General features: G+C 65.7%; 21 protein-coding genes and 1 tRNA gene. 11 read left to right on the forward strand and 11 right to left on the reverse strand.

Features of this window, described 5'->3' with window-relative positions; genetic code table 11:
• Nucleotides 1-91 precede the first annotated feature (91 nt).
• Both GGQ98_RS14635 and GGQ98_RS14640 read right to left on the reverse strand, forming a co-directional pair.
• Complete coding sequence (locus GGQ98_RS14635) at nucleotides 92-334, reverse strand: DUF2312 domain-containing protein (RefSeq protein WP_184070814.1); 243 nt, start codon at nucleotides 332-334, stop codon at nucleotides 92-94.
• Between the two features lie 73 nt (nucleotides 335-407).
• Nucleotides 408-716, reverse strand: coding sequence for a DUF1244 domain-containing protein (locus tag GGQ98_RS14640; RefSeq protein WP_184070816.1), 309 nt, complete (start codon nucleotides 714-716; stop codon nucleotides 408-410).
• 76 nt (nucleotides 717-792) lie between these two features.
• Here GGQ98_RS14640 and pyk point away from each other — a divergent pair, with 76 nt between their 5' ends.
• On the forward strand, nucleotides 793-2,238 hold the full coding sequence (gene pyk / locus GGQ98_RS14645; RefSeq protein ID WP_184070818.1) for a pyruvate kinase: 1,446 nt from the start codon (nucleotides 793-795) through the stop codon (nucleotides 2,236-2,238).
• Between the two features lie 251 nt (nucleotides 2,239-2,489).
• Here the strand turns inward: pyk and GGQ98_RS14650 are convergent, their stop codons facing one another.
• Nucleotides 2,490-3,095, reverse strand: coding sequence for an HAD family hydrolase (locus GGQ98_RS14650; RefSeq protein ID WP_243451911.1), 606 nt, complete (start codon nucleotides 3,093-3,095; stop codon nucleotides 2,490-2,492).
• 35 nt (nucleotides 3,096-3,130) lie between these two features.
• Nucleotides 3,131-3,256, reverse strand: coding sequence for a type B 50S ribosomal protein L36 (ykgO, locus tag GGQ98_RS14655; protein WP_050599643.1), 126 nt, complete (start codon nucleotides 3,254-3,256; stop codon nucleotides 3,131-3,133).
• A 65-nt stretch (nucleotides 3,257-3,321) separates the two neighbouring features.
• On the opposite strand from ykgO, the gene GGQ98_RS14660 reads away from it, so the two are divergent.
• Nucleotides 3,322-4,131, forward strand: coding sequence for a metallophosphoesterase family protein (locus GGQ98_RS14660; RefSeq protein WP_243451912.1), 810 nt, complete (start codon nucleotides 3,322-3,324; stop codon nucleotides 4,129-4,131).
• 4 nt (nucleotides 4,132-4,135) lie between these two features.
• On the opposite strand, the gene galE is transcribed toward GGQ98_RS14660, so the two are convergent.
• Nucleotides 4,136-5,125 (reverse strand): UDP-glucose 4-epimerase GalE, encoded by a 990-nt coding sequence (galE, locus tag GGQ98_RS14665; protein ID WP_184070820.1) that lies wholly within the window; start codon nucleotides 5,123-5,125, stop codon nucleotides 4,136-4,138.
• A gap of 132 nt (nucleotides 5,126-5,257) precedes the next feature.
• Between galE and GGQ98_RS14670 the strand changes: the two genes are divergently transcribed.
• From GGQ98_RS14670 to gpmA, 3 genes are read left to right on the forward strand one after another with little or no spacing between them, the layout of a single operon-like run.
• Nucleotides 5,258-5,851 carry a DUF4136 domain-containing protein gene (locus GGQ98_RS14670; RefSeq protein WP_184070823.1) on the forward strand — a complete coding sequence of 198 codons (594 nt, stop codon included), beginning with the start codon at nucleotides 5,258-5,260 and terminating at the stop codon, nucleotides 5,849-5,851.
• A 21-nt stretch (nucleotides 5,852-5,872) separates the two neighbouring features.
• Nucleotides 5,873-7,009 carry a M14 family metallopeptidase gene (locus tag GGQ98_RS14675; RefSeq protein WP_184070825.1) on the forward strand — a complete coding sequence of 379 codons (1,137 nt, stop codon included), beginning with the start codon at nucleotides 5,873-5,875 and terminating at the stop codon, nucleotides 7,007-7,009.
• A gap of 18 nt (nucleotides 7,010-7,027) precedes the next feature.
• Nucleotides 7,028-7,717 (forward strand): 2,3-diphosphoglycerate-dependent phosphoglycerate mutase, encoded by a 690-nt coding sequence (gene gpmA, locus GGQ98_RS14680; RefSeq protein ID WP_184070828.1) that lies wholly within the window; start codon nucleotides 7,028-7,030, stop codon nucleotides 7,715-7,717.
• On the opposite strand, the gene GGQ98_RS14685 is transcribed toward gpmA, so the two are convergent.
• Nucleotides 7,714-9,024: a M20 metallopeptidase family protein gene (locus GGQ98_RS14685; protein ID WP_184070830.1), complete on the reverse strand. Its 1,311-nt coding sequence runs from the start codon at nucleotides 9,022-9,024 to the stop codon at nucleotides 7,714-7,716. The two genes, gpmA and GGQ98_RS14685, sit on opposite strands and share 4 nt — an antisense overlap.
• 212 nt (nucleotides 9,025-9,236) lie before the next feature.
• Between GGQ98_RS14685 and GGQ98_RS14690 the strand changes: the two genes are divergently transcribed.
• Complete coding sequence (locus tag GGQ98_RS14690; RefSeq protein WP_424141364.1) at nucleotides 9,237-10,181, forward strand: isopenicillin N synthase family dioxygenase; 945 nt, start codon at nucleotides 9,237-9,239, stop codon at nucleotides 10,179-10,181.
• Between the two features lie 88 nt (nucleotides 10,182-10,269).
• Nucleotides 10,270-11,106: a helix-turn-helix domain-containing protein gene (locus GGQ98_RS14695; RefSeq protein ID WP_184070832.1), complete on the forward strand. Its 837-nt coding sequence runs from the start codon at nucleotides 10,270-10,272 to the stop codon at nucleotides 11,104-11,106.
• A 68-nt stretch (nucleotides 11,107-11,174) separates the two neighbouring features.
• Here GGQ98_RS14695 and purB read toward each other — a convergent pair whose 3' ends face one another.
• Nucleotides 11,175-12,476: an adenylosuccinate lyase gene (gene purB, locus GGQ98_RS14700; protein WP_184070834.1), complete on the reverse strand. Its 1,302-nt coding sequence runs from the start codon at nucleotides 12,474-12,476 to the stop codon at nucleotides 11,175-11,177.
• A 266-nt stretch (nucleotides 12,477-12,742) separates the two neighbouring features.
• On the reverse strand, nucleotides 12,743-13,435 hold the full coding sequence (gene radC, locus GGQ98_RS14705) for a RadC family protein (protein WP_184070836.1): 693 nt from the start codon (nucleotides 13,433-13,435) through the stop codon (nucleotides 12,743-12,745).
• Between the two features lie 76 nt (nucleotides 13,436-13,511).
• Here radC and GGQ98_RS14710 point away from each other — a divergent pair, with 76 nt between their 5' ends.
• Together GGQ98_RS14710 and GGQ98_RS14715 are read left to right on the forward strand one after the other, a co-directional pair.
• Nucleotides 13,512-14,654: an aminotransferase class V-fold PLP-dependent enzyme gene (locus tag GGQ98_RS14710; protein ID WP_184070838.1), complete on the forward strand. Its 1,143-nt coding sequence runs from the start codon at nucleotides 13,512-13,514 to the stop codon at nucleotides 14,652-14,654.
• Nucleotides 14,654-15,109, forward strand: a complete 456-nt coding sequence (locus GGQ98_RS14715; RefSeq protein WP_184070840.1) for a GNAT family N-acetyltransferase — start codon at nucleotides 14,654-14,656, stop codon at nucleotides 15,107-15,109. Before GGQ98_RS14710 ends, GGQ98_RS14715 begins: the two co-directional genes overlap by 1 nt.
• A gap of 120 nt (nucleotides 15,110-15,229) precedes the next feature.
• Here GGQ98_RS14715 and map read toward each other — a convergent pair whose 3' ends face one another.
• The gene (gene map / locus GGQ98_RS14720) at nucleotides 15,230-16,048 is read right to left on the reverse strand and encodes a type I methionyl aminopeptidase (RefSeq protein WP_184070842.1); all 819 of its coding nucleotides are present in this window, start codon (nucleotides 16,046-16,048) and stop codon (nucleotides 15,230-15,232) included.
• 112 nt (nucleotides 16,049-16,160) lie between these two features.
• Here map and GGQ98_RS14725 point away from each other — a divergent pair, with 112 nt between their 5' ends.
• On the forward strand, nucleotides 16,161-16,913 hold the full coding sequence (locus GGQ98_RS14725) for a competence/damage-inducible protein A (RefSeq protein ID WP_184070844.1): 753 nt from the start codon (nucleotides 16,161-16,163) through the stop codon (nucleotides 16,911-16,913).
• Between the two features lie 29 nt (nucleotides 16,914-16,942).
• Nucleotides 16,943-17,030: transfer RNA gene (locus GGQ98_RS14730), tRNA-Leu, on the forward strand.
• Nucleotides 17,031-17,036: 6 nt separating this feature from the next.
• Here the strand turns inward: GGQ98_RS14730 and GGQ98_RS14735 are convergent.
• Together GGQ98_RS14735 and GGQ98_RS14740 are read right to left on the reverse strand one after the other, a co-directional pair.
• Nucleotides 17,037-17,402: a hypothetical protein gene (locus GGQ98_RS14735; protein WP_184070846.1), complete on the reverse strand. Its 366-nt coding sequence runs from the start codon at nucleotides 17,400-17,402 to the stop codon at nucleotides 17,037-17,039.
• A gap of 46 nt (nucleotides 17,403-17,448) precedes the next feature.
• Nucleotides 17,449-18,543 (reverse strand): substrate-binding domain-containing protein, encoded by a 1,095-nt coding sequence (locus tag GGQ98_RS14740; protein WP_184070848.1) that lies wholly within the window; start codon nucleotides 18,541-18,543, stop codon nucleotides 17,449-17,451.
• Nucleotides 18,544-18,692 lie beyond the last annotated feature (149 nt).

Below are 18,692 nucleotides of genomic sequence, written 5' to 3' on the forward strand. Positions count from 1 at the left end.
TCGTTGTGGCGCTCCCATGGAGTATCTGTCCCATAGCGCATCCTTCCATTGCTGGCTGAATAATGCACCATCAAAGCCTGGGATCAAACACCTAGTCTTCGAGGCCGAGCGCCGCCTTGTAGGTATCGAGCAGCGCTTCCATTTCCTGACGCGCGCTTTTGTCCATCTTGCGCAGGCGCACGATCGTTTTCATCGTCTTGGGATCGAAACCCTGGCTCTTCGCTTCCAGGTAGACGTCCTTGATATCGTCGGCGATGCCCTTCCTCTCTTCTTCGAGGCGCTCGATGCGCTCGATGAAAAGACGGAGTTGTTCGACGGATACGTTGTCGGTCATGCCTGCCTCGAATCATGAAAGAAGAAATCGGAGGCGGGTTCGTAAGTCGCGCCGCGCGCTTCCGCAAGGCGGCTCAGTGCGCGTTCTTCGCGACGCTTTCGTCCATGCGGCGCATCTGCGCCTCGGTTGCCGGAGTCTGGTATTTTTCCTTCCAGTCGGCCGGGTCCATTCCGTAAACGAGCGCGCGCGCATCGTCCTTGCCGAGCGTAACGCCGCGCGCTGCGCCGGCCTCGCGCAGCCAGTCGCCCAGGCAGTTGCGACAAAACCCGCCCACACCCATCAGATCGACGTTCTGCACATCGGTGCGATGCCGAAGGTGCTCGACCAGCTTGCGGAACGCCGCCGCTTCCATTTCTGTGCGCATGCTGTCTTCGATCGCCATCGTCCATCTCCTGTCTTTGCGCGGACATGCGGAACGCATTAGGGATACGCCTGCCACGCACCGCCGAAGGAATTCCATGAAGATAGAGCCGCGCCGCCGCAAGGTCCGCATTCTTGCAACGCTCGGACCGGCCTCGAGCAGCTATGAGCAGATCCGCGCGCTCTACCTCGCCGGAGCGGATGCGTTCCGGCTCAACATGAGCCACGGCGCGCACGAGGGCCATACCGAGGTTGTCGGCCATATCCGTGCGCTGGAACGCGAAACGGCGCGCCCCATGACGATCCTTGCCGATCTGCAGGGTCCGAAAATCCGCATCGGCCGCTTCGACGCGCCCGTGGAGATCAGGAACGGCGAGCGCTTCACGCTTGATCGATACGATACGCCGGGGAGCATGGCGCGCGCTTTCCTGCCGCACCCCGAAATCTTCGGCGCCACGCAGCCGGGCCACCGGCTGCTGATAGACGACGGCAAGGTCGCGCTGCGCGTGCTTGCCGTGACGCCGGACCTGATCGAAACCGAGGTCGCCGTGGGTGGCCGCCTTTCGTCCAACAAGGGCCTCAACGTCCCCGACACGGTCGTACCGCTCGCCGCGCTCACGGAGAAGGATCGGCGCGATCTCGATTTCGCGCTCGACGCGGGCGTCGACTGGATCGCGCTCAGCTTCGTGCAGCGCCCTGAAGACGTGGCGGAAGCGCGGAGGCTTATCGGCGGGCGCGCGCAGCTTCTCGCCAAGATCGAAAAGCCGCAGGCGCTCGACCGCCTGACCGAAATTCTGGAGATCGCCGACGCTGTGATGGTCGCGCGCGGCGACCTCGGCGTCGAAATGCCGCCCGAGGCCGTGCCGATGGCGCAGAAGCGCATCGTGCAGGCCGCGCGCAAGGCGGGGCGTCCGGTGGTGGTCGCGACGCAGATGCTCGAATCGATGATCGCCTCCCCGACGCCGACGCGCGCCGAGGTGAGCGACGTCGCCAACGCCGTGTATGACGGCGCCGACGCCGTGATGCTCTCGGCCGAATCGGCGGCGGGCGCATGGCCCGTTGAAGCCGTGCGGATGATGGACGCGATTGCGAGCGCGGTCGAAACCGATCCCGAACACGCCCGGCGCGTGCATTTTACCGAAACGCTGCTCGAACCCACGACGGCCGACGCGCTTTCCAGCGCCGCCGGGCAGATCGCCGGGACGATATCCGCCCGCGCGGTGTGCTGTTTCACCACCTCCGGCTCGACTGCGCGGCGGGCAAGCCGCGAACGCATCAACGTGCCGCTGCTCGTGCTGACGCCTAAACTTGCGACCGCGCGCCAGCTCGGCCTGCTGTGGGGCGTGCACGCGGTGCACACGCGCGATGTCGGCGATTTCGAGGAGATGGTGAACAAGGCGAAGCGCATGGCGCTGCGCGCAGGCGTTGCCGTCGGCGGCGATCGCATCATCATCATGGCCGGCGTTCCCTTCGGCACGCCGGGCTCCACCAATGTGCTGCACATCGCGGCGCTGACCGGCGACGAGCTGAAGGGCCGAAAATAGCCCTCTGCAAATCAAGCCGGGCCGCACTGACTTCGTGCCGGAACAACGTCCCGTCATCATCGTTTGTGTTTTGACGCTTATCTGACGGCCATCCCGTAGCCGTCCGAATCAGGACAATTCCAGGGACGTTTCATGATGCGAAAATTTTACGGCGACCTTCTGCTGCTCGGCTCCGGCTCTGCCGGACTTGCGCTGTTCGCCACGCCGATCCTCTTCACCGCGCCCGCCGTCGCGGCGGCGCCGTGCCCCGCTCAGAGCGACAGCCCCAGCGCCGTCAGCGCCGCTTTTGCCCGCGCGGCATCCGTGAACACGTGACCGCGATAACCTGCCGCTTCCGCGGCGGCGACATTGTCGTCGCGATCGTCGATGAACAGCGCGCGCGACGGATCCACCGGAAAGCGCGCCTGCGCCAGGGCGAAGATGGCCGGGTCCGGCTTCACCATCCGCTCCTCGCCCGACACGATGATATCGCGAAAGCGAGCGAACGCGGGCTCTGTTGAAGCGAAGCGCGGCCAGAACTCGTGCGAGAAATTGGTGATGCCGTAGAGAGGCACGCCCCCGTCGGCGAGCGCATGAACCAGTTCGATCATGCCGTCGATCGGCCCGGGCAGCGTTTCCAGCCAGCGCGGCACATAAGCCTCTATGAGCGCGCGCTCCTCGGGAAAGGCGGCGACAAGCTCGGCGGTGGTTTCGGCGGCGGGACGCCCCGCATCGTGCTGGAAATGCCATTCCGGCGTCACGACATGCGTGCAGAACCATTCGAGCCGGTCCCGGTCGGGGATCAGCTTCTCGTAGAGGTAGCGCGGATGCCAGTGATAAAGCACGCCGCCGATATCGAAGATAACGGCGTCGATCAAAGCGTCTGCGTTCAGCGAGGGATCAGCCGCGAAGACTAACCCTGGCGCGCCTTGAAGCGACGATTCGTCTTGTTGATCACATAGGTGCGGCCACGGCGGCGGATGACGCGGCAATCGCGATGGCGTCCCTTGAGGGACTTGAGGCTGTTCCGGATCTTCATGTTTTCCGCCTGCGAAACTGATTTTGGTGCTGTTCAAGAGCGCGCGTCCCTACGGGGCAAACCGCATGAAGTCAAGGCTTCCGGCTTGCCCGCAGCGCCGCGTGCATTACATGGGCGCCATGCTGTCCCGCTTCCGATCCCGCCCGAAACGTACCGATCGCCTGGCGGAAGGCCTGCGTCTTTATGCAATCGGCGACATCCATGGCCGCAGCGACCTTCTGGACACGCTTCTCACGCAGATCGATGCCGACCTGAAGGGCTGGAGCGGCGATTCGGAGATCATCTTTCTGGGCGACTACGTGGATCGCGGCAACGCATCGGCGGCCGTGCTGGAAAGACTTGCCGGGGGGGCGCCGTCGGGGCGGCGCTGGACGCTGCTGAAAGGCAACCACGAATCGATTCTCTCTCACCTCGTCAGTGGCCGCCCGCGTGAGGACGATGCACTCTATCCGGCATGGCTGAAGCACGGCGGACGCGAGACGCTGGCGAGTTACGGCCTGCCGGCGACGCTCGCGTTCGGCGACGACGAAGCCGCCGCGCTCGGCGCGCTGCGGGACGTGATGCCCCGCGCCCATGTCGAGCTGCTCGATTCGCTGGACCTGATGCGCCGCGAAGGCGACTATCTTTTCGTCCACGCCGGTATCCGGCCCGGCGTGCCGGTGGAAGAGCAGCGCCAGCGCGATCTCATCTGGATTCGCGAGGCCTTCCTTGAACACCGGGGCGACCACGGTTTCCACGTCGTCCACGGCCATTCGATCACGCGCGACGTCGATGCGCAGGCGAATCGCACCGGCATCGACACCGGCGCCTACGCCACCGGCCGCCTGACCGCGATGGTGCTGGAAGGCGATTCGCGGCGTTTTCTCTCGACCTGAAGGCTCAAACGCGCGCGGCGAGCTTTTCTTCCCACGCGAGCGCATGCGACACGATCGTGTCGAGATTGCCGTGGCGCGGCTGCCAGCGGAACGTGTCCAGAATCTTCGCGTTATCGGCGACCAGCGCATCGGGGTCGCCCGCACGGCGCGGCTCCATGCGCCGCTCGATCCTGCAGCCCGAGACGCGCTCGACGGCATCGAGCACTTCGAGCACCGAGAAACCGCGATTGTAGCCGCAGTTGAGCGTTACCGACTCGTCCGGCCGCTCCTCGAGCCAGGCCAGCGCCAGCACGTGCGCGGCGGCAAGGTCGCTGACGTGGATATAATCGCGCACCCCGGTGCCGTCGGGCGTTTCATAGTCGGTGCCGAACACCGAGACATGCGAACGCTTGCCGCTCGCCGCCTCGACCGCAACCTTGATGAGATGCGTCGCGCCCGCCGTCGATTGGCCGGTGCGTCCCGCCGGATCCGCGCCCGCCACGTTGAAATAGCGCAGCGCCGCATAGTTGATCGGGTGCGCTGCGGCGACATCGGCGAGCATGAACTCGGTCATCAGCTTCGATGTGCCGTAGGGGTTGATCGGCATGCGCGGCGTTTCCTCGTCCACGGGCGTGTGGTCGGGGATGCCGTACACCGCCGCGGTCGAGGAAAAGATGAAGTGTTTCACGCCGCTGCGCACCGCCGATTCGATCAGCGTGCGGCTCGCCGCCGTGTTGTTGCGGTAGTATTTCAGCGGATCGCTGACCGATTCCGGCACCACCACCGATCCCGCGAAGTGCATGATCGCATCGATGCCCTGCTCGGCGACGATGCGCGGAACCAGCGCCTCGTCGGCGACATTGCCTTCATGGAACGTCACGTCTTCGGGCACCGCCCACCGAAAGCCGGTGACGAGATTGTCGATCACCGACACCCGGTGGCCCGCATCCTTCAGCGCAAGCACGGCATGGCTGCCAATGTATCCCGCGCCGCCCGTCACCAGAACCGATGCCATTCCCGCCACTCCCGTCTGTGCCCATGCCCGATATGCGGACGGGGCAAGACCCGCAAGCCGTTCAGGCATAAGAAAGCTGTGAACGGTCAGGATGATGCGATAAGATCGCCCAACCGTTTCAGGGGAACCACTATGCAGAAACAGGCCCTCGCGCTCACGGCGCTCGCACTTCTCGCCGCCTGCACCACCAACCGATTCGAAGCCGATGTCACGCGCTTCCACATGACACAGCCGGGGCTGCGCGGCAGCATCCACCTGGAACCGATCGACAAGGCGGCGGCAGGAACGCTGGAGTTCCAGAACTACGCGTCGGCGGTGAACGCGGAGCTTGCCGAGCATGGCTTCAGCGTCGCGCCCGGCCGGGACACCGCCGAATATATCGGCGTGCTCGCCTACGGCCAGACGATGCGCGAAGGCATCGGCGGGGGCTCGCCCGTCACGATCGGGATCGGTGGCGGCACGTTCGGACGGAACGTCGGCGTCGGCCTCGGCACCAGCTTCGGAATCGGTGAGAAGAAGTCCAAGGAAACCGCGATCAACATGCTTGCGCTCAAGATCGAGCGCGCCTCGGACAAGAGCATCGTTTGGGAAGGCCGCGCCGTCGCCGAAGCGGGCAGCACCGCGCGCTACGGACCGCTGCCGGAGGCCATGCCTGCGCTTGCCGATGCACTTCTGCGTGACTTTCCGGGCACATCGGGGCAAACCGTGACGTACAAATCCGAGTAACCCCGCACCCGCAGGAGTTTCATGACCGTCACCGTTTCCGCCGCCTTCGACGGCGGCAATATCGCCGTTACGCGCGCCGAACGCGCGGACGACATCGTCCTCACCATCCCGCGCGACCACATGTCGGAGTTCGCGCAGTGGTTTTATTTCCGCCTGTCGGGGGTGCGCGGCGAGGCCTGCGTGATCCGTCTGGTGGACCTCGAAGCCTCCGCCTATCCGGGCGGCTGGCCGAACTACCGGGCCGTAGTCTCTTATGACCGCAGCGATTGGCGGCGCGCCGACTCACGCTACGACAAGGCCGCGGACGGCGGCACGCTCACCATCCGGCTGACACCGGACGCGGACAGCGTCTGGATCGCCTATTTCGCGCCCTACAGCATGGAGCGGCACAACGATCTCGTCGCCCGCATCGGCAGCGCGCCGGGCGTGACGAGCGAGGTGATCGGCAAGACGCTCGACGGGCAGGACATGGACCTGCTGACAATGGGCGAGGGTCCGTTGAACCTGTGGTTCATCGCCCGCCAGCATCCCGGCGAGACGATGGCCGAGTGGTGGATGGAAGGCGCGCTCGAACGCCTGATCGACCCTGCCGACCCCGTGGCGCGTGCACTCCGCGCGACGGCCACGCTTCATATCGTACCCAACATGAACCCGGACGGGTCGCGGCGCGGACACCTGCGCACGAACGCCGTCGGCGTGAATCTCAACCGCGAATGGGCCGCGCCCTCTCTCGAACGCAGCCCCGAAGTCCATTCGGTGCTCGCGCGCATGGATCGCGACACGCCCGATTTCGTGCTCGACGTCCACGGCGACGAGGCGATCCCGAACAATTTCATCGCGGGCTTCGAGGGCATCCCCTCGATCACGCAGGCCATGACGGATCGCCTCGCGGCCTACATTGCGATCCTTGACCGCATTTCGCCGGATTTTCAGACCGTCGACGGCTACGGGACACCGGCGCCGGGCACTGCGAACCTCACCGTCGCCACCAACGCGCTCGCCGAGCGCTACGGATGCCTGTCGATGACGCTCGAAATGCCGTTCAAGGATGCCGATGTCGCGCCTGATCCGGTCTATGGCTGGTCCCCTGCGCGATCGAAGGCACTCGGGCGCGATTGCCTCGCGGCGACGCTCGACGTGCTTCCCCAACTCCGCTGACCATCAGGATATTGCGCCATGCCCCGTCTCGTACTGCTGCGCCACGGCCAGTCGGCCTGGAACCTTGAAAACCGCTTCACCGGCTGGTGGGATGTCGACGTGACCGAGCTTGGCGTCACCGAAGCCCGCGCCGCCGGGCAGATGCTCGCCGATGCGGGGTTCGATTTCGACACCTGCTTCACCAGCGTGCAAACCCGCGCGATCAAGACGCTCAATCTCGCGCTCGAGGAAATGGGCCGTCTCTGGCTTCCCGTCACCAAGGACTGGCGGCTCAACGAGCGCCACTACGGCGGTCTCACCGGGCTCAACAAGCAGGAGATGACCGCCAAGGTGGGCGCCGAACAGGTGCACATCTGGCGCCGCAGCTTCGACATCCCGCCGCCCGAGCTTGAAGCGGACAGTGCGTTCGACGTTTCGAAGGACCGGCGCTACGCGGGCATCGCAGTGCCGCGCACCGAAAGCCTGAAGGACACGATCGCCCGCGTGCTGCCCTATTGGGATGCCGCCATCGCCCCGCGCCTGAAGGCCGGGGAGCGCGTCGTGATCTCAGCGCACGGCAACAGCCTGCGTGCGCTGGTGAAACACCTGTCGGGCATTTCCGACGACGAGATCCCGACGCTCGAAATCCCGACCGGCCAGCCGCTCGTTTACGAGCTTGATGCCGATCTAAAGGAGATCGAGCGCTACTACCTGAAAGACCGCGCCTAGCGCTTGCCGAGCACCGACCGCGCCGCCGTCACCATCGCTTCGACGCCGGTGCGGATCGTCGGCTCCGGGTCGGGCGCGAATTTCGAGGAGTGGAGCGAGGGCAGTTTCGTCGGATCGCCGCCTGCCGCATCATAAGTCGATTGCTTGACGGCGCCGATGCGGAACAGCGTGCTCTCGATGCTTTTATCGGCGCGGTGGTAGCGGCTGAAATCCTCTCCGCCCATCTCGGGACGATACGGCTTCACCTTGTCTTCGCCGAAGCGCTCGGTGAACGCCGCCTTGATCGTCATCGTCTGCGCCGGGGTGTTGTAGGTCGCAGGCGTGAACTCGTCGGCCACGATCACGACCGGCATCAGATCTTCGGGCATGCCAGCCGCAATCGCCTCGCCGCGTACGATCCGCTTGATGCCGTCGATCAGGAACTGCCGCGTTTCGTCCGAATAGCTGCGGACCGTGAGTTGCAGATGCGCGGCATCGGAAATGATGTTGTGTTTCGTACCCGCATTGAACGCCCCGACCGTCACCACCGCCGGGGTCTGCGGATCAAGCTCTCGACTGATGAGCGTCTGCAGCGTGCCGACGATGCGGCTCGCCAGCACGACCGGGTCTTTGGTGGTATGCGGATAGGCGCCGTGACCGCCTTTGCCCTTCACCTCGATATCGACCGAATCGACGTTCGCCATCACGAACCCGTCGGATATTCCCAGCGTCCCGGTCGGCAACGTGGCGCTGTCGTGCAGGCCGATGACGTGTGCGGGTTTCGGAAAACGCTCGTAGAGACCATCGGCAAGCATGTCCCGCGCACCGCCGCCGCGTTCCTCCGCCGGCTGCATGATGACGATGAGCGTGCCTGCCCATTCGCCCTTCGTCGCGGCGAGGTGCCGGGCCGTTCCGATCATGCTCGACATGTGGATGTCGTGCCCGCAGGCATGCATCACACCCGACGAACCCCCGCCTTCAAGCTGGATCGTCTTCTTGCTGGCATAGGGAAGTCCGGTTTCCTCCGTGACGGGAAGCGCGTCCATATCGGCGCGCAGCATCACCACGGGGCCATCACCGTTCTTCAGCATCGCCACGACGCCGGTTTTGCCGACACCCGTCGTCACCGTGAAACCGGCTTTCTTCAGTTCTGCCGCCATGCGCGCAGAGGTTTCCACTTCCTGGAACGAAACCTCGGGATTGGCGTGCAAATGTTTGTAGAGCGCCACGAGATACGGCGTATCCGCCGCGACTGCATCGGACAGTGTATCGGCGGCTGCGGGCACGGCAAGGCCCATGAAAATGGCGGCGGCAACAAAACGGCGCATCGGCTTCTCCCGGTTCGAAGAGGCGACACTATCCGCTCGTTTCGCAAAAGTCCTTTTGAAAGGTCCGAACCCCCATATGGAAAGGGGCCGCGCCGAAATAATCCGGCGCGGCCCACTCCTTCGGGCAGGGTGACCCGCGCACGTTGGGGGCAGATATTGCGCGAGTCGAAGAGAAAACACCGCACGCGACAAGCGGTTCCCTCCACGCTAAGATTTCGCTCGTGAAAACCGCAATCGCCGACCGACTGAGCCCCGTTTCGATCGATGCCTGTCCTGCGGCGTTTTCGCGGCGTCTGATGCACGACTTCAGGACATACGGATTCGGCGTGGTGACGGACCACGGCATCCCGGCCGAAACCATACGCGCGGCTGAGACGGCAGCACGCCGTCTGTTCGCGCTGCCGGACGCGGTGAAACGGCAATGGCATATCCGCGGCGCCGGGGGGGCGCGCGGATATACGCCGTTCGGTATCGAGGCCGCCAAGGACGCCGCGACGGCGGACCAGAAGGAGTTCTGGCATGTCGGCCGCGCGCTTCCCGCGGGGCATCGTTACGAGGCGGTCATGCCGCCGAACGTCTGGCCCGACGTTCCGGGCTTTCGCGAGGCGGCACTCGATATCTTCGCGGCGTTCGAAGCGACGGGCGCGCGCCTGCTCGAAGCCATTGCCATCGGGCTCAACCTGCCCGCGGATTTTTTCGCCGCCCCGACGCGCGAGGGCAACAGCGTGCTGCGCTTCCTGCATTATCCGCCGCAGCCCGCAGCGCCGAGCGGCATCCGCGCTGCGGCGCACGAGGACATCAACGTCATCACGCTGCTGCTGGGCGCGCAGGAAGCCGGGCTTGAACTGCTGACGCGCGACGGGACATGGCTTGCCGTGAAACCGCCCGAAGGCGCGCTTGTCGTCAACATCGGCGACATGCTGCAGCGCCTGAGCAATCACGTGCTGCCATCGACAACGCACCGTGTATCGAACCCGGTCGGCGAGGCGGCGAAGCGCGCGCGCTATTCGATGCCGTTCTTCCTGCACTTCGCGCCCGACTATCTGATCGAGACGCTGCCGGGCTGCATCACGCCCGACAATCCCGACCGCTATCCCGAGGGATTGACGGCCAACGCCTATCTGATCGAACGTCTTCGGGAGATCCGGTTGCTGTAAATCCGCCGGGAATTTCTTTCGGGAACGGAACAATACGCGTTCGTAATCAGTTGCGTGGACGTACAGAATTGAGCCGGAAGAGCCATTCATGCTGCAGTCGCGCAGTTATGCACCCTCGCCTCGCCTCGCGCCCTATGTGGCGCGCCATTACGTGTTCCGTGCGGCGCTTCCTCCCGATTTCACGATGGTGGATCGCCTGCTCGCCGAAACGGCGTTTGTCCGTATCCTCATCACCGGAGACTGGGCGGCGGAAACGTCGGAGGGGGCGTGGGAGCGACCGGGCGACGTGCTGCTCTTCGGGGCCAACGCAAAGCCCTTTCGGGTGCGGGTGCGCGGGCCGTTCTTCATCGTCGGCATCGCGCTGCGCCCCTCCGGCTGGCGCGCGCTTTCCGACCGCCCTGCTTCGGACTTCGCCGACCGCATGGTCCGCCTTGCCGACGTGTGGGGCGAGGACGCCGAAGCGCGGCTCGCGGCGGTTGCGACGCTGACCGACGACGATGCGATCGTCTCGATCTGCGAAGACGCGATCGCCGCCCGGTTGACTGTGCCCGGACGGGTGAACGCCGCAATGGAGCGCCTCGAAACCGTCGCGCGCCTCGACAGCGCGACGCGCGTGGAAGACCTCGCCGACCAGCTCGGCATCTCGTCGCGCCAGCTCGAGCGGCTGTCGACGGCGCATTTCGGGCATACGCCCAAGACCGTGATGCGGCGCAGCCGCTTCCTCGACATGGCCGCCGCCGTGCGCGGGCTCGGCGATCCCGACGAGAGCTATCTCGCCGCGCTGCGCTATTTCGACCAGTCGCACCGCACCCGCGAGTTCAAGCACTTCATCGGGATGACGCCCGCCGAGTTCGAGCGGACGCCGACGCCGCTGCTCGACGCCGGCATCCAGCTGCGCCAGGACCGCAAACAGCACCGGCTGTAAGTGGGCGAAGTGGAGGCCAAGACACTGCTGACATTTCGGTTGGAAAAATATCCTTATTTTACAATGACTTATTCGCCGAACACGCGCTTGAAGGTCGTGTCGACGTGCTTGAAGTGATACCCGAGATCGAAGAGCCCTTCGAGCTGCGCATCGGAAAGCTGCGCGGTGACATCGGGATCGGCCTTGAGCAGATCGAGAAGCTGGAGCTGCCCGTCTGAATCCCACACTTTCATCGCGTTTCGCTGCACGAGCCGGTACGAATCCTCGCGGCTGACCCCCGCCTGCGTGAGCGCCAGCAGCACGCGCTGCGAGTGGATGAGGCCGCCCATCTTGTCGAGATTCCTGCGCATCCGCTCCGGATAGATGAGCAGCTTGTCGATCACGCCGGTGAGGCGGACGAGCGCGAAATCGAGCGTTACCGTCGCATCCGGCCCGATCATGCGCTCGACCGACGAGTGCGAGATGTCGCGCTCGTGCCAGAGCGCGACGTTTTCCATCGCCGGAATCGTATAGCCGCGCACGAGACGGGCGAGGCCGGTGAGGTTTTCGGTGAGCACGGGGTTGCGCTTGTGCGGCATCGCCGACGAGCCCTTCTGGCCGGGCGAGAAATACTCCTCCGCCTCCAGCACCTCGGTGCGCTGCAGGTGGCGGATTTCCACAGCCAGCCGCTCGACCGACGAGGCGATGACGCCGAGCGTGGCGAAATACATCGCGTGGCGGTCGCGCGGGATCACCTGCGTCGAGACCGGCTCGGGCTTGAGCCCCATCGCCTTCGCGACATGCTCCTCGACGCGCGGATCGATGTTCGCGAAGGTGCCGACCGCGCCGGAAATGGCGCAGGTGGCGACCTCTTCACGCGCCGCGACCATGCGCGCGCGGCAGCGTTCGAATTCGGCATAGGCCTGCGCGAGCTTGAGCCCGAAGGTGGTCGGCTCGGCATGGATGCCGTGGCTGCGGCCCATCGTCGGCGTCATCTTGTGTTCAAACGCGCGGCGCTTGATCGCGGCGAGCAGCGCATCGAGATCGGCGATGATGAGATCCGACGCGCGCACCAGCTGCACGCTCAGGCAGGTATCGAGCACGTCGGAGCTGGTCATGCCCTGATGGACGAAGCGCGCCTCCTCGCCGACATGCTCGGCAAGGCTGGTGAGGAAGGCGATGACGTCGTGCTTCACCTCGCGCTCGATCTCGTCGATGCGCGCGACGTCGAAGCCGCCGCGTTCCCATACCGCCTTCGCCGCCTCGCGGGGCACGACGCCGAGCTCGACGAGCGCATCCATGGCGTGCGCCTCGATCTCGAACCAGATCTGGAAACGGGTTTCGGGTTCCCAGATCGATGTCATCTCGGGGCGGCTGTAACGTGGAATCATGCGCGGGGCTCCTGTTCAGGGCCGCGCGGGTAGCAGACGGGGGACACGGTTTCCAGAGCGTGTGGTCTGGGTTTCTTTGTTCGCCCCTCTCCCCGGCCCTCTCCCCGGCGGGGAGAGGGAGATGAGGGTGTGCGGGGATTCAGTTCAGGGCGGAGCGAAAATGGTGGATTTCGAGAACCGGAGCGGAGCGTACTAAAAGTACGTGAGCACCGGAAGCGCAGAAAGCCGCCGTTTGCAGCCCGTCCTGGGCTGAACCCCCGCACACCCTAGAGGAGGCCGAGGGCCTTGAAGCTGGCGTGCCCTTCGCGGCCGATGACGATGTGGTCGTGAAGCTGGATGCCGAGCACGCGCGCCGCATCGCGGACGTGGCCGGTGAGCTGGATGTCGTCCCGGCTCGGTTTCGGGTCGCCCGAGGGGTGATTGTGGACAAGGATGAGCGCGGTTGCGCCGAGATCGAGCGCGCGGTGGATAACTTCGCGGACGTAAACCGAGGTCTGGTTCACGGTGCCGTCCGACATCGCCTCGTCGGCGATCAGCACGTTGCGCGAATCGAGGAACAGCACGCGGAAGCGTTCACGGCCGAGGTGCGCCATGTCGGCGTGAAGATAATCGAGCAGCGCCTGCCAGCCGGCGAGCACGGGCTTGCCGTAGACATTGGCACGCTGCAGGCGAAGCGCCGAGGCGCGCACGAAGGCGAGCGTGGCGATCACCGTTTCCCCGACGCCGGGGACGCGCTTCAGATCGCGCGGCTCCGCCGCGATGACGGCGGCGTAGGAACTGAACCGCGCGATCAGCGCCTTCGCCAGCGGTTTGGTGTCGCGGCGGGGGATGGCGAGGCCGAGGATATATTCGAGCAGCTCGTAATCGTGAAAAGCATCGCCGCCGCCCTGCAGCATACGGGCGCGCATGCGGGCGCGGTGCCCCGCATCGGGAGAAGAATCAGGGTCCATATCGGCCATGAAACGAAACTAGCCGCAAGCCGGGGGGCTGGGCCAGTCCCTTGCGGGCGCCGGGCCGTTCTGGCTTAAAAGAAAGATGAGCATCATCCCCTGCCAGCGCGACCGCTTCGAGATCCCGCGCGATGTCGCGTACCTGAACTGCGCCTACATGTCCCCGCTCGCCCGCGACGTCACCGAGGCGATCAACAAAGGTGCAGCGCTGAAAACCGCACCCTGGACGTACACGCCTGCGGACTTTTTCGCGCACACCGAAGCGCTGCGCACCCGGTTCGCGGCGCTTGCCGGGGGCCGCCCGGACGATTTCGCGCTCGTCCCCTCCGTCAGCTACGGACTCGCGGTCGCCGCGCGGAACCTGCCGCTGAGGCCCGGGCAGGAGATTATCGTGCTGGCGGACCAGTTCCCCTCCAACCTCTACGTCTGGCGCGAGCACGCCACCGCGCAGGGCGCGCGCATCGTGACGGTGACGCGCGGAGACGGCGAGGCGTGGACGCCCGCCGTGCTCGCCGCGATCGGCCCGGACACGGGCATCGTCGCCGTGCCGAACTGCCACTGGGCGGACGGCGGCTTCGTCGATCTGGACGCCGTGGGCGCGGCCTGCCGCAAGGCCGGGGCGGCGCTCGCGCTCGATCTTACCCAGTCGATCGGCGCGCTGCCGTTCGACGCAGGCCGCGTGCAGCCCGATTTCATGGTCGCGGCCTGCTACAAGTGGGGCATGGGCCCCTACGGCACTGCCATGCTGTATGTCGCGCCCAAGCATCAGGGCGGCACACCCATTGAGCACAACTGGATGAACCGGGGCGGCAGCGAGGATTTTTCCCGGCTGGTCGATTACCGCGACGATTTCCAGCCCGGCGCGCGCCGGTTCGACATGGGCGAGAAATCAAACCCGCCGCAGGTGATGGGCGCCGCCGCCGCGATCGACATGCTGATCGGCTGGGGCGTCGCGAACATCGCCGAAACGCTGGGCGCGCGAAATCTCGCGCTCGGCGAGGCGGCGCGCGGCATCGGCCTTCTGGCGCCCGATCCGGCCACGCGGGCGCCGCATTTTCTTTCGCTCGGCTTTCCGGGAGACGTGCCCGCCGGGCTGCCCGAACGCCTGGCCCGGGAAAACGTCTTCGTGTCGCTGCGCGGCCGATCGCTGCGCGTGACGCCGCATCTCTATAACGACGATACCGACTGCGACCGGCTGATCGCAGTGCTGCAGAAGGCGCTGCGCTGATGGAAATTCGCCTCGACGATCTGCAAGGGCCCGAAATCGCCGCGATGCTGCAGGCGCATCTCGACGAGATGCACCGCCATTCGCCCGCCGAAAGCGTTCATGCGCTGGACCTCGACGCGCTGCGCGTGCCCGAGATCACCTTCTGGACGGTGTGGGACGAAGGCGTGCTGCTGGGCTGCGGCGCGCTGCGCGAACTCGACGCGAAGCACGGCGAGATCAAATCGATGCGGACCGACGAGCGCCACCGCAGGCGCGGCGTCGCGACGGTTCTGCTGGACCACATCATCGAGGAGGCGCGGCGGCGCGGCTATGCCCGGCTGAGCCTGGAGACCGGAACGCCCGCCGCGTTCGACGCCGCGCGGCTGCTCTATGCGAGCCGCGGTTTCACGCTGTGCCCGCCGTTCGGGGATTATCGCGAAGACCCCTACAGCGTGTGCATGTCGCTGGCGCTGTGAACCGCCACATCCTGCCCTCGGTCATGCTGAACTCGTTTCAGCATCCATAGGGCAGCGCCGCCGCACCGCCGCATGGACCCTGAAACGAGTTCAGGGTGACGGTTCTTGGGAGGTGGGCGGTCAGGCCGCGTAGGGCGGGTGGTCGAAGCCGCCGGGGGACTTCGTGAAGATCTCGCAGCCGGTTTCGGTGATGCCGATCGAATGTTCGAACTGCGCGGAAAGCGAGCGGTCGCGCGTGACCGCCGTCCAGCCATCGTCGAGCACCTTCACGTCGGCGCGGCCGAGATTGATCATCGGCTCGATCGTGAAGAACATGCCCGGCTTCAGCAGCACGCCGCGCCCCGGCTTGCCGACATGGACGACGCTCGGCTCGTCGTGGAACACGCGCCCGAGACCGTGCCCGCAGAAATCGCGCACGATGCCGCAGCGCTGCTCTTCGGCGTAAGACTGGATGGCGTGGCCGATGTCGCCGAGGCGGTTGCCGGGTTTCGCCGCCGCGATACCGCGCATCAGGCATTCATAGGTGATATCGACAAGGCGGCGCGCCTTGAGCGGCACATCGCCGACAAGGAACATGCGGCTGGTATCGCCGTGCCAGCCGTCGACGATGACGGTGATGTCGATATTGGCGATATCGCCCTTTACCAGCTTCTTCGCGCTGGGGATGCCGTGGCAGACGACGTGGTTGATGCTGATGCAGCTGGAATGGCTGTAGCCCTTGTAGAACACGGTGGCGGGAACGCCGCCGCGCTCGCGCACGAATTCATAGACCATCGTGTCGAGATCGATCGTGCGGGCGCCGGGCACGACGTGCGGCACCAGCATATCGAGCGCCGCCGCGGCGAGCCGGCCCGCGCGGCGCATGCCTTCGAACGCTTCGGGGCCGTGCAGCTTGATGCCCGACGCATCGAGAATGACGTCTGAAACTTCCATATCCATGGCCCTATCCTAACGCGCTCTGAATACCCAAACTGATCCGATCGGGCAACGGTCGCGCATCGCCGCGCCATCACGCTTTACCCTGTCGGCGGCTGCGGCTACGGATAGCCGCATGGCCGAAACCCGCATCTGGACCGCCGCGCTCGTCGTCATCGGCGACGAGATTCTCTCCGGCCGAACCCAGGACGCCAACCTCGCCTATCTCGCGAAATGGCTTAACATTCAGGGCATACAGCTTGCCGAGGCGCGCGTCGTCGCCGATCAGATGGGTGCCATCGTCAGCGCCGTCAATGCCTGCCGCGCAGAGTGCGACTATGTGTTCACCACCGGCGGCATCGGGCCGACCCACGACGACATCAGCGTCGACGCGGTCGCCGAGGCGCTGGGCCTGCCTGTCGTGCTGCACCCCGCAGCCGAAGCGATGCTGCGCCAGTATTACGGCGAACGCATCACCGAGGCGCGGCTGCGCATGGCGCGCGTGCCCGAAGGCGCCGACCTGATCGAAAACCCGGTTTCCGGCGCGCCCGGCATTCGCATCGGCAACGTGTTCATGCTGGCGGGCGTGCCCAAGATCACGCAGGGCATGCTCGCAGGGCTCGACGGCAAGCTCGAAGGCGGGCTGCCCGTGCTCGACCGCACGGTGGGCGCGTGGGTGCCCGAAAGCAGCGTCTCCGAACTGCTGATCGCGGTGGAGCGGGAAAAGCCGGGCATCCAGATCGGCAGCTATCCCTTCTGGCGGGAGGGGCGCATCGGCGCCAACTTCGTGATCCGCAGCCGCGAACAGCCCGCGCTCGACGACGCCGCCGCGCGGCTGATGCAGGCGCTCTCCGCCGCCGGACACGACCCCCTCGACGGCGCGATCTAGAGACGCTAGGCACGCCCGACACCGCAGCGGCCCACGTGGCGGAATTGGTAGACGCAAGGGACTTAAAATCCCTCGGGAGTTTCTCCCTTGCCGGTTCGATCCCGGCCGTGGGCACCAAGGGCTTCAACGGGCGCGGCGGCCTTCCCTCCCGAGGGTCAGCGCATGGGCAAGCGCCGCGACGCCGAGCGCCAGCATCGCCGTGAGTACGACGCCGTAGAAGCCCGCGCTTGGCTTCGGCGGGCCGTTGAGCAGATGATCGAGCGTGGGAACGAGCAGCGAAAGCATGAGACCGCAGAAGGCGCCCCATGCGGCTGCAAGCCCGCCGGGGCCGAGGCGCCGGGTCGCCAGCGCGGCAAATGCGAGCGCCGCGCCGATCAGAACCTCGTCAAAAGCGAGCGGGACGAGGCGCGGACTTCCCCACCACCGGGCCAGCTCGCTTGCCGCGAGCAGAGTTCCGGCGGCGAAGGTGATGATGCGGAAGCGTTTCATCCGCACCGGCTAGCAGCAATCCGCACGCCGCGCGAGACGCGCCGTGCTAGTCGAGCGCAGCGGCGTCGAGCGGTGTCAGCGCGGCTGTGGCCGCAGCGGTGGCACTGCGGACAGCATCGGGCGACGCGATGAGCCCGCGCCCCTTGAGATAGCCATCCGGCCCCCACGCCGCTTCACTCGTGTATTCCTGCAGGAACACGGCAAGCGCGGGTTTCGCGCGGGCATGTTCACCCTTCACATAGATGAACATCGCACGCGAGGCGGGGTACTCGCCGCTGGCGATGACATCGTATTCCGGTTCGATACCGTCGAGCGAAACACCCTTCAATTTGTCGAGATTTTCTTCGAGATACGAATAGCCGAACGCGCCGATCGCGCGCGGATTGGCGACGAGTTTCTGGACGATGAGATTGTCGTTCTCGCCGGCTTCGACATAAACGCCGTCCTCGCGAAGGCGCGTGCAGCGGGACTTGTATTCCTCTTCGTTGGACGCCTTGAGCGCCTTGAGTTCCGGGAAGGTGCTGCAGCCCACTTCCATGATGAGCTCGTTGAACGAATCGCGCGTTCCCGACGTCGGCGGAGGGCCGAGCACCTCGATCTTGCGGTTCGGGAGTTTGGGATCGACCTCGTTCCAATTCTGCACGGTGTTCTTCGAACCGTCGGGCTTCGTCGCTGCAAGGGCAAGAAACACCTGCCGGGTGGTCAGCGCCATGTCCGCATCGGTTTTCGACTGCGCGAGTGCGAGGCCATCAAGCCCGACCTGCACCTCGACAATCTGCTTGACGCCGTTCGTCGCGCAAAGCTCGACCTCGCTTTTCTTGATGCGGCGCGAAGCGTTGGCGATGTCCGGGTGCTGCGTGCCGACGCCGCCGCAGAACAGCTTGATGCCGCCGCCGGTGCCGGTCGATTCGACGATCGGCGCAGCCGCCGCCGGATATTTGCGGCGGAAGTTTTCGGCAACCGCCGTGGTGAACGGATACACGGTGGACGAGCCGACGATACGAAGCGCCGGGCCGGAGACATTGACGCCGCCGGTCGCGGCCGTGTCGCCGCCAGCCGGGGGCGTGGGCGCGGGAGACGAATCGCAGGCGGCGAGCGCCATGAGGCCGATACCGGCAAGGGCGAGGCTGGTGATGCGCATGGGGTCTACGTCTCCGCTTGAATTGGGCGTTCTGTATGCCACGCCGCCTAGGCGCGTTCGATGACGATTTGGTGACAGTGAAAAGTCGGGTTGGTGACACCGGCGCGGTGCGCACCAGCATTACCATCTTTGTTTGCCCCTCTCCCCGG

Source organism: Sphingosinicella soli (assembly GCF_014199685.1).
Lineage (GTDB): Bacteria > Pseudomonadota > Alphaproteobacteria > Sphingomonadales > Sphingomonadaceae > Sphingosinicella > Sphingosinicella soli.

Excerpts from the sequence above, each read along its gene's own strand:
- GGQ98_RS14635 (WP_184070814.1), bottom strand. The coding sequence starts at position 334 with ATGACCGACAACGTATCCGTCGAACAACTCCGTCTTTTCATCGAGCGC.
- GGQ98_RS14640 (WP_184070816.1), bottom strand. The coding sequence starts at position 716 with ATGGCGATCGAAGACAGCATGCGCACAGAAATGGAAGCGGCGGCGTTC.
- pyk (WP_184070818.1), top strand. The coding sequence starts at position 793 with ATGAAGATAGAGCCGCGCCGCCGCAAGGTCCGCATTCTTGCAACGCTC.
- ykgO (WP_050599643.1), bottom strand. The coding sequence starts at position 3,256 with ATGAAGATCCGGAACAGCCTCAAGTCCCTCAAGGGACGCCATCGCGAT.
- GGQ98_RS14660 (WP_243451912.1), top strand. The coding sequence starts at position 3,322 with ATGAAGTCAAGGCTTCCGGCTTGCCCGCAGCGCCGCGTGCATTACATG.
- galE (WP_184070820.1), bottom strand. The coding sequence starts at position 5,125 with ATGGCATCGGTTCTGGTGACGGGCGGCGCGGGATACATTGGCAGCCAT.
- GGQ98_RS14670 (WP_184070823.1), top strand. The coding sequence starts at position 5,258 with ATGCAGAAACAGGCCCTCGCGCTCACGGCGCTCGCACTTCTCGCCGCC.
- GGQ98_RS14675 (WP_184070825.1), top strand. The coding sequence starts at position 5,873 with ATGACCGTCACCGTTTCCGCCGCCTTCGACGGCGGCAATATCGCCGTT.
- gpmA (WP_184070828.1), top strand. The coding sequence starts at position 7,028 with ATGCCCCGTCTCGTACTGCTGCGCCACGGCCAGTCGGCCTGGAACCTT.
- GGQ98_RS14685 (WP_184070830.1), bottom strand. The coding sequence starts at position 9,024 with ATGCGCCGTTTTGTTGCCGCCGCCATTTTCATGGGCCTTGCCGTGCCC.
- GGQ98_RS14695 (WP_184070832.1), top strand. The coding sequence starts at position 10,270 with ATGCTGCAGTCGCGCAGTTATGCACCCTCGCCTCGCCTCGCGCCCTAT.
- purB (WP_184070834.1), bottom strand. The coding sequence starts at position 12,476 with ATGATTCCACGTTACAGCCGCCCCGAGATGACATCGATCTGGGAACCC.
- radC (WP_184070836.1), bottom strand. The coding sequence starts at position 13,435 with ATGGCCGATATGGACCCTGATTCTTCTCCCGATGCGGGGCACCGCGCC.
- GGQ98_RS14710 (WP_184070838.1), top strand. The coding sequence starts at position 13,512 with ATGAGCATCATCCCCTGCCAGCGCGACCGCTTCGAGATCCCGCGCGAT.
- GGQ98_RS14715 (WP_184070840.1), top strand. The coding sequence starts at position 14,654 with ATGGAAATTCGCCTCGACGATCTGCAAGGGCCCGAAATCGCCGCGATG.
- map (WP_184070842.1), bottom strand. The coding sequence starts at position 16,048 with ATGGATATGGAAGTTTCAGACGTCATTCTCGATGCGTCGGGCATCAAG.
- GGQ98_RS14725 (WP_184070844.1), top strand. The coding sequence starts at position 16,161 with ATGGCCGAAACCCGCATCTGGACCGCCGCGCTCGTCGTCATCGGCGAC.
- GGQ98_RS14735 (WP_184070846.1), bottom strand. The coding sequence starts at position 17,402 with ATGAAACGCTTCCGCATCATCACCTTCGCCGCCGGAACTCTGCTCGCG.
- GGQ98_RS14740 (WP_184070848.1), bottom strand. The coding sequence starts at position 18,543 with ATGCGCATCACCAGCCTCGCCCTTGCCGGTATCGGCCTCATGGCGCTC.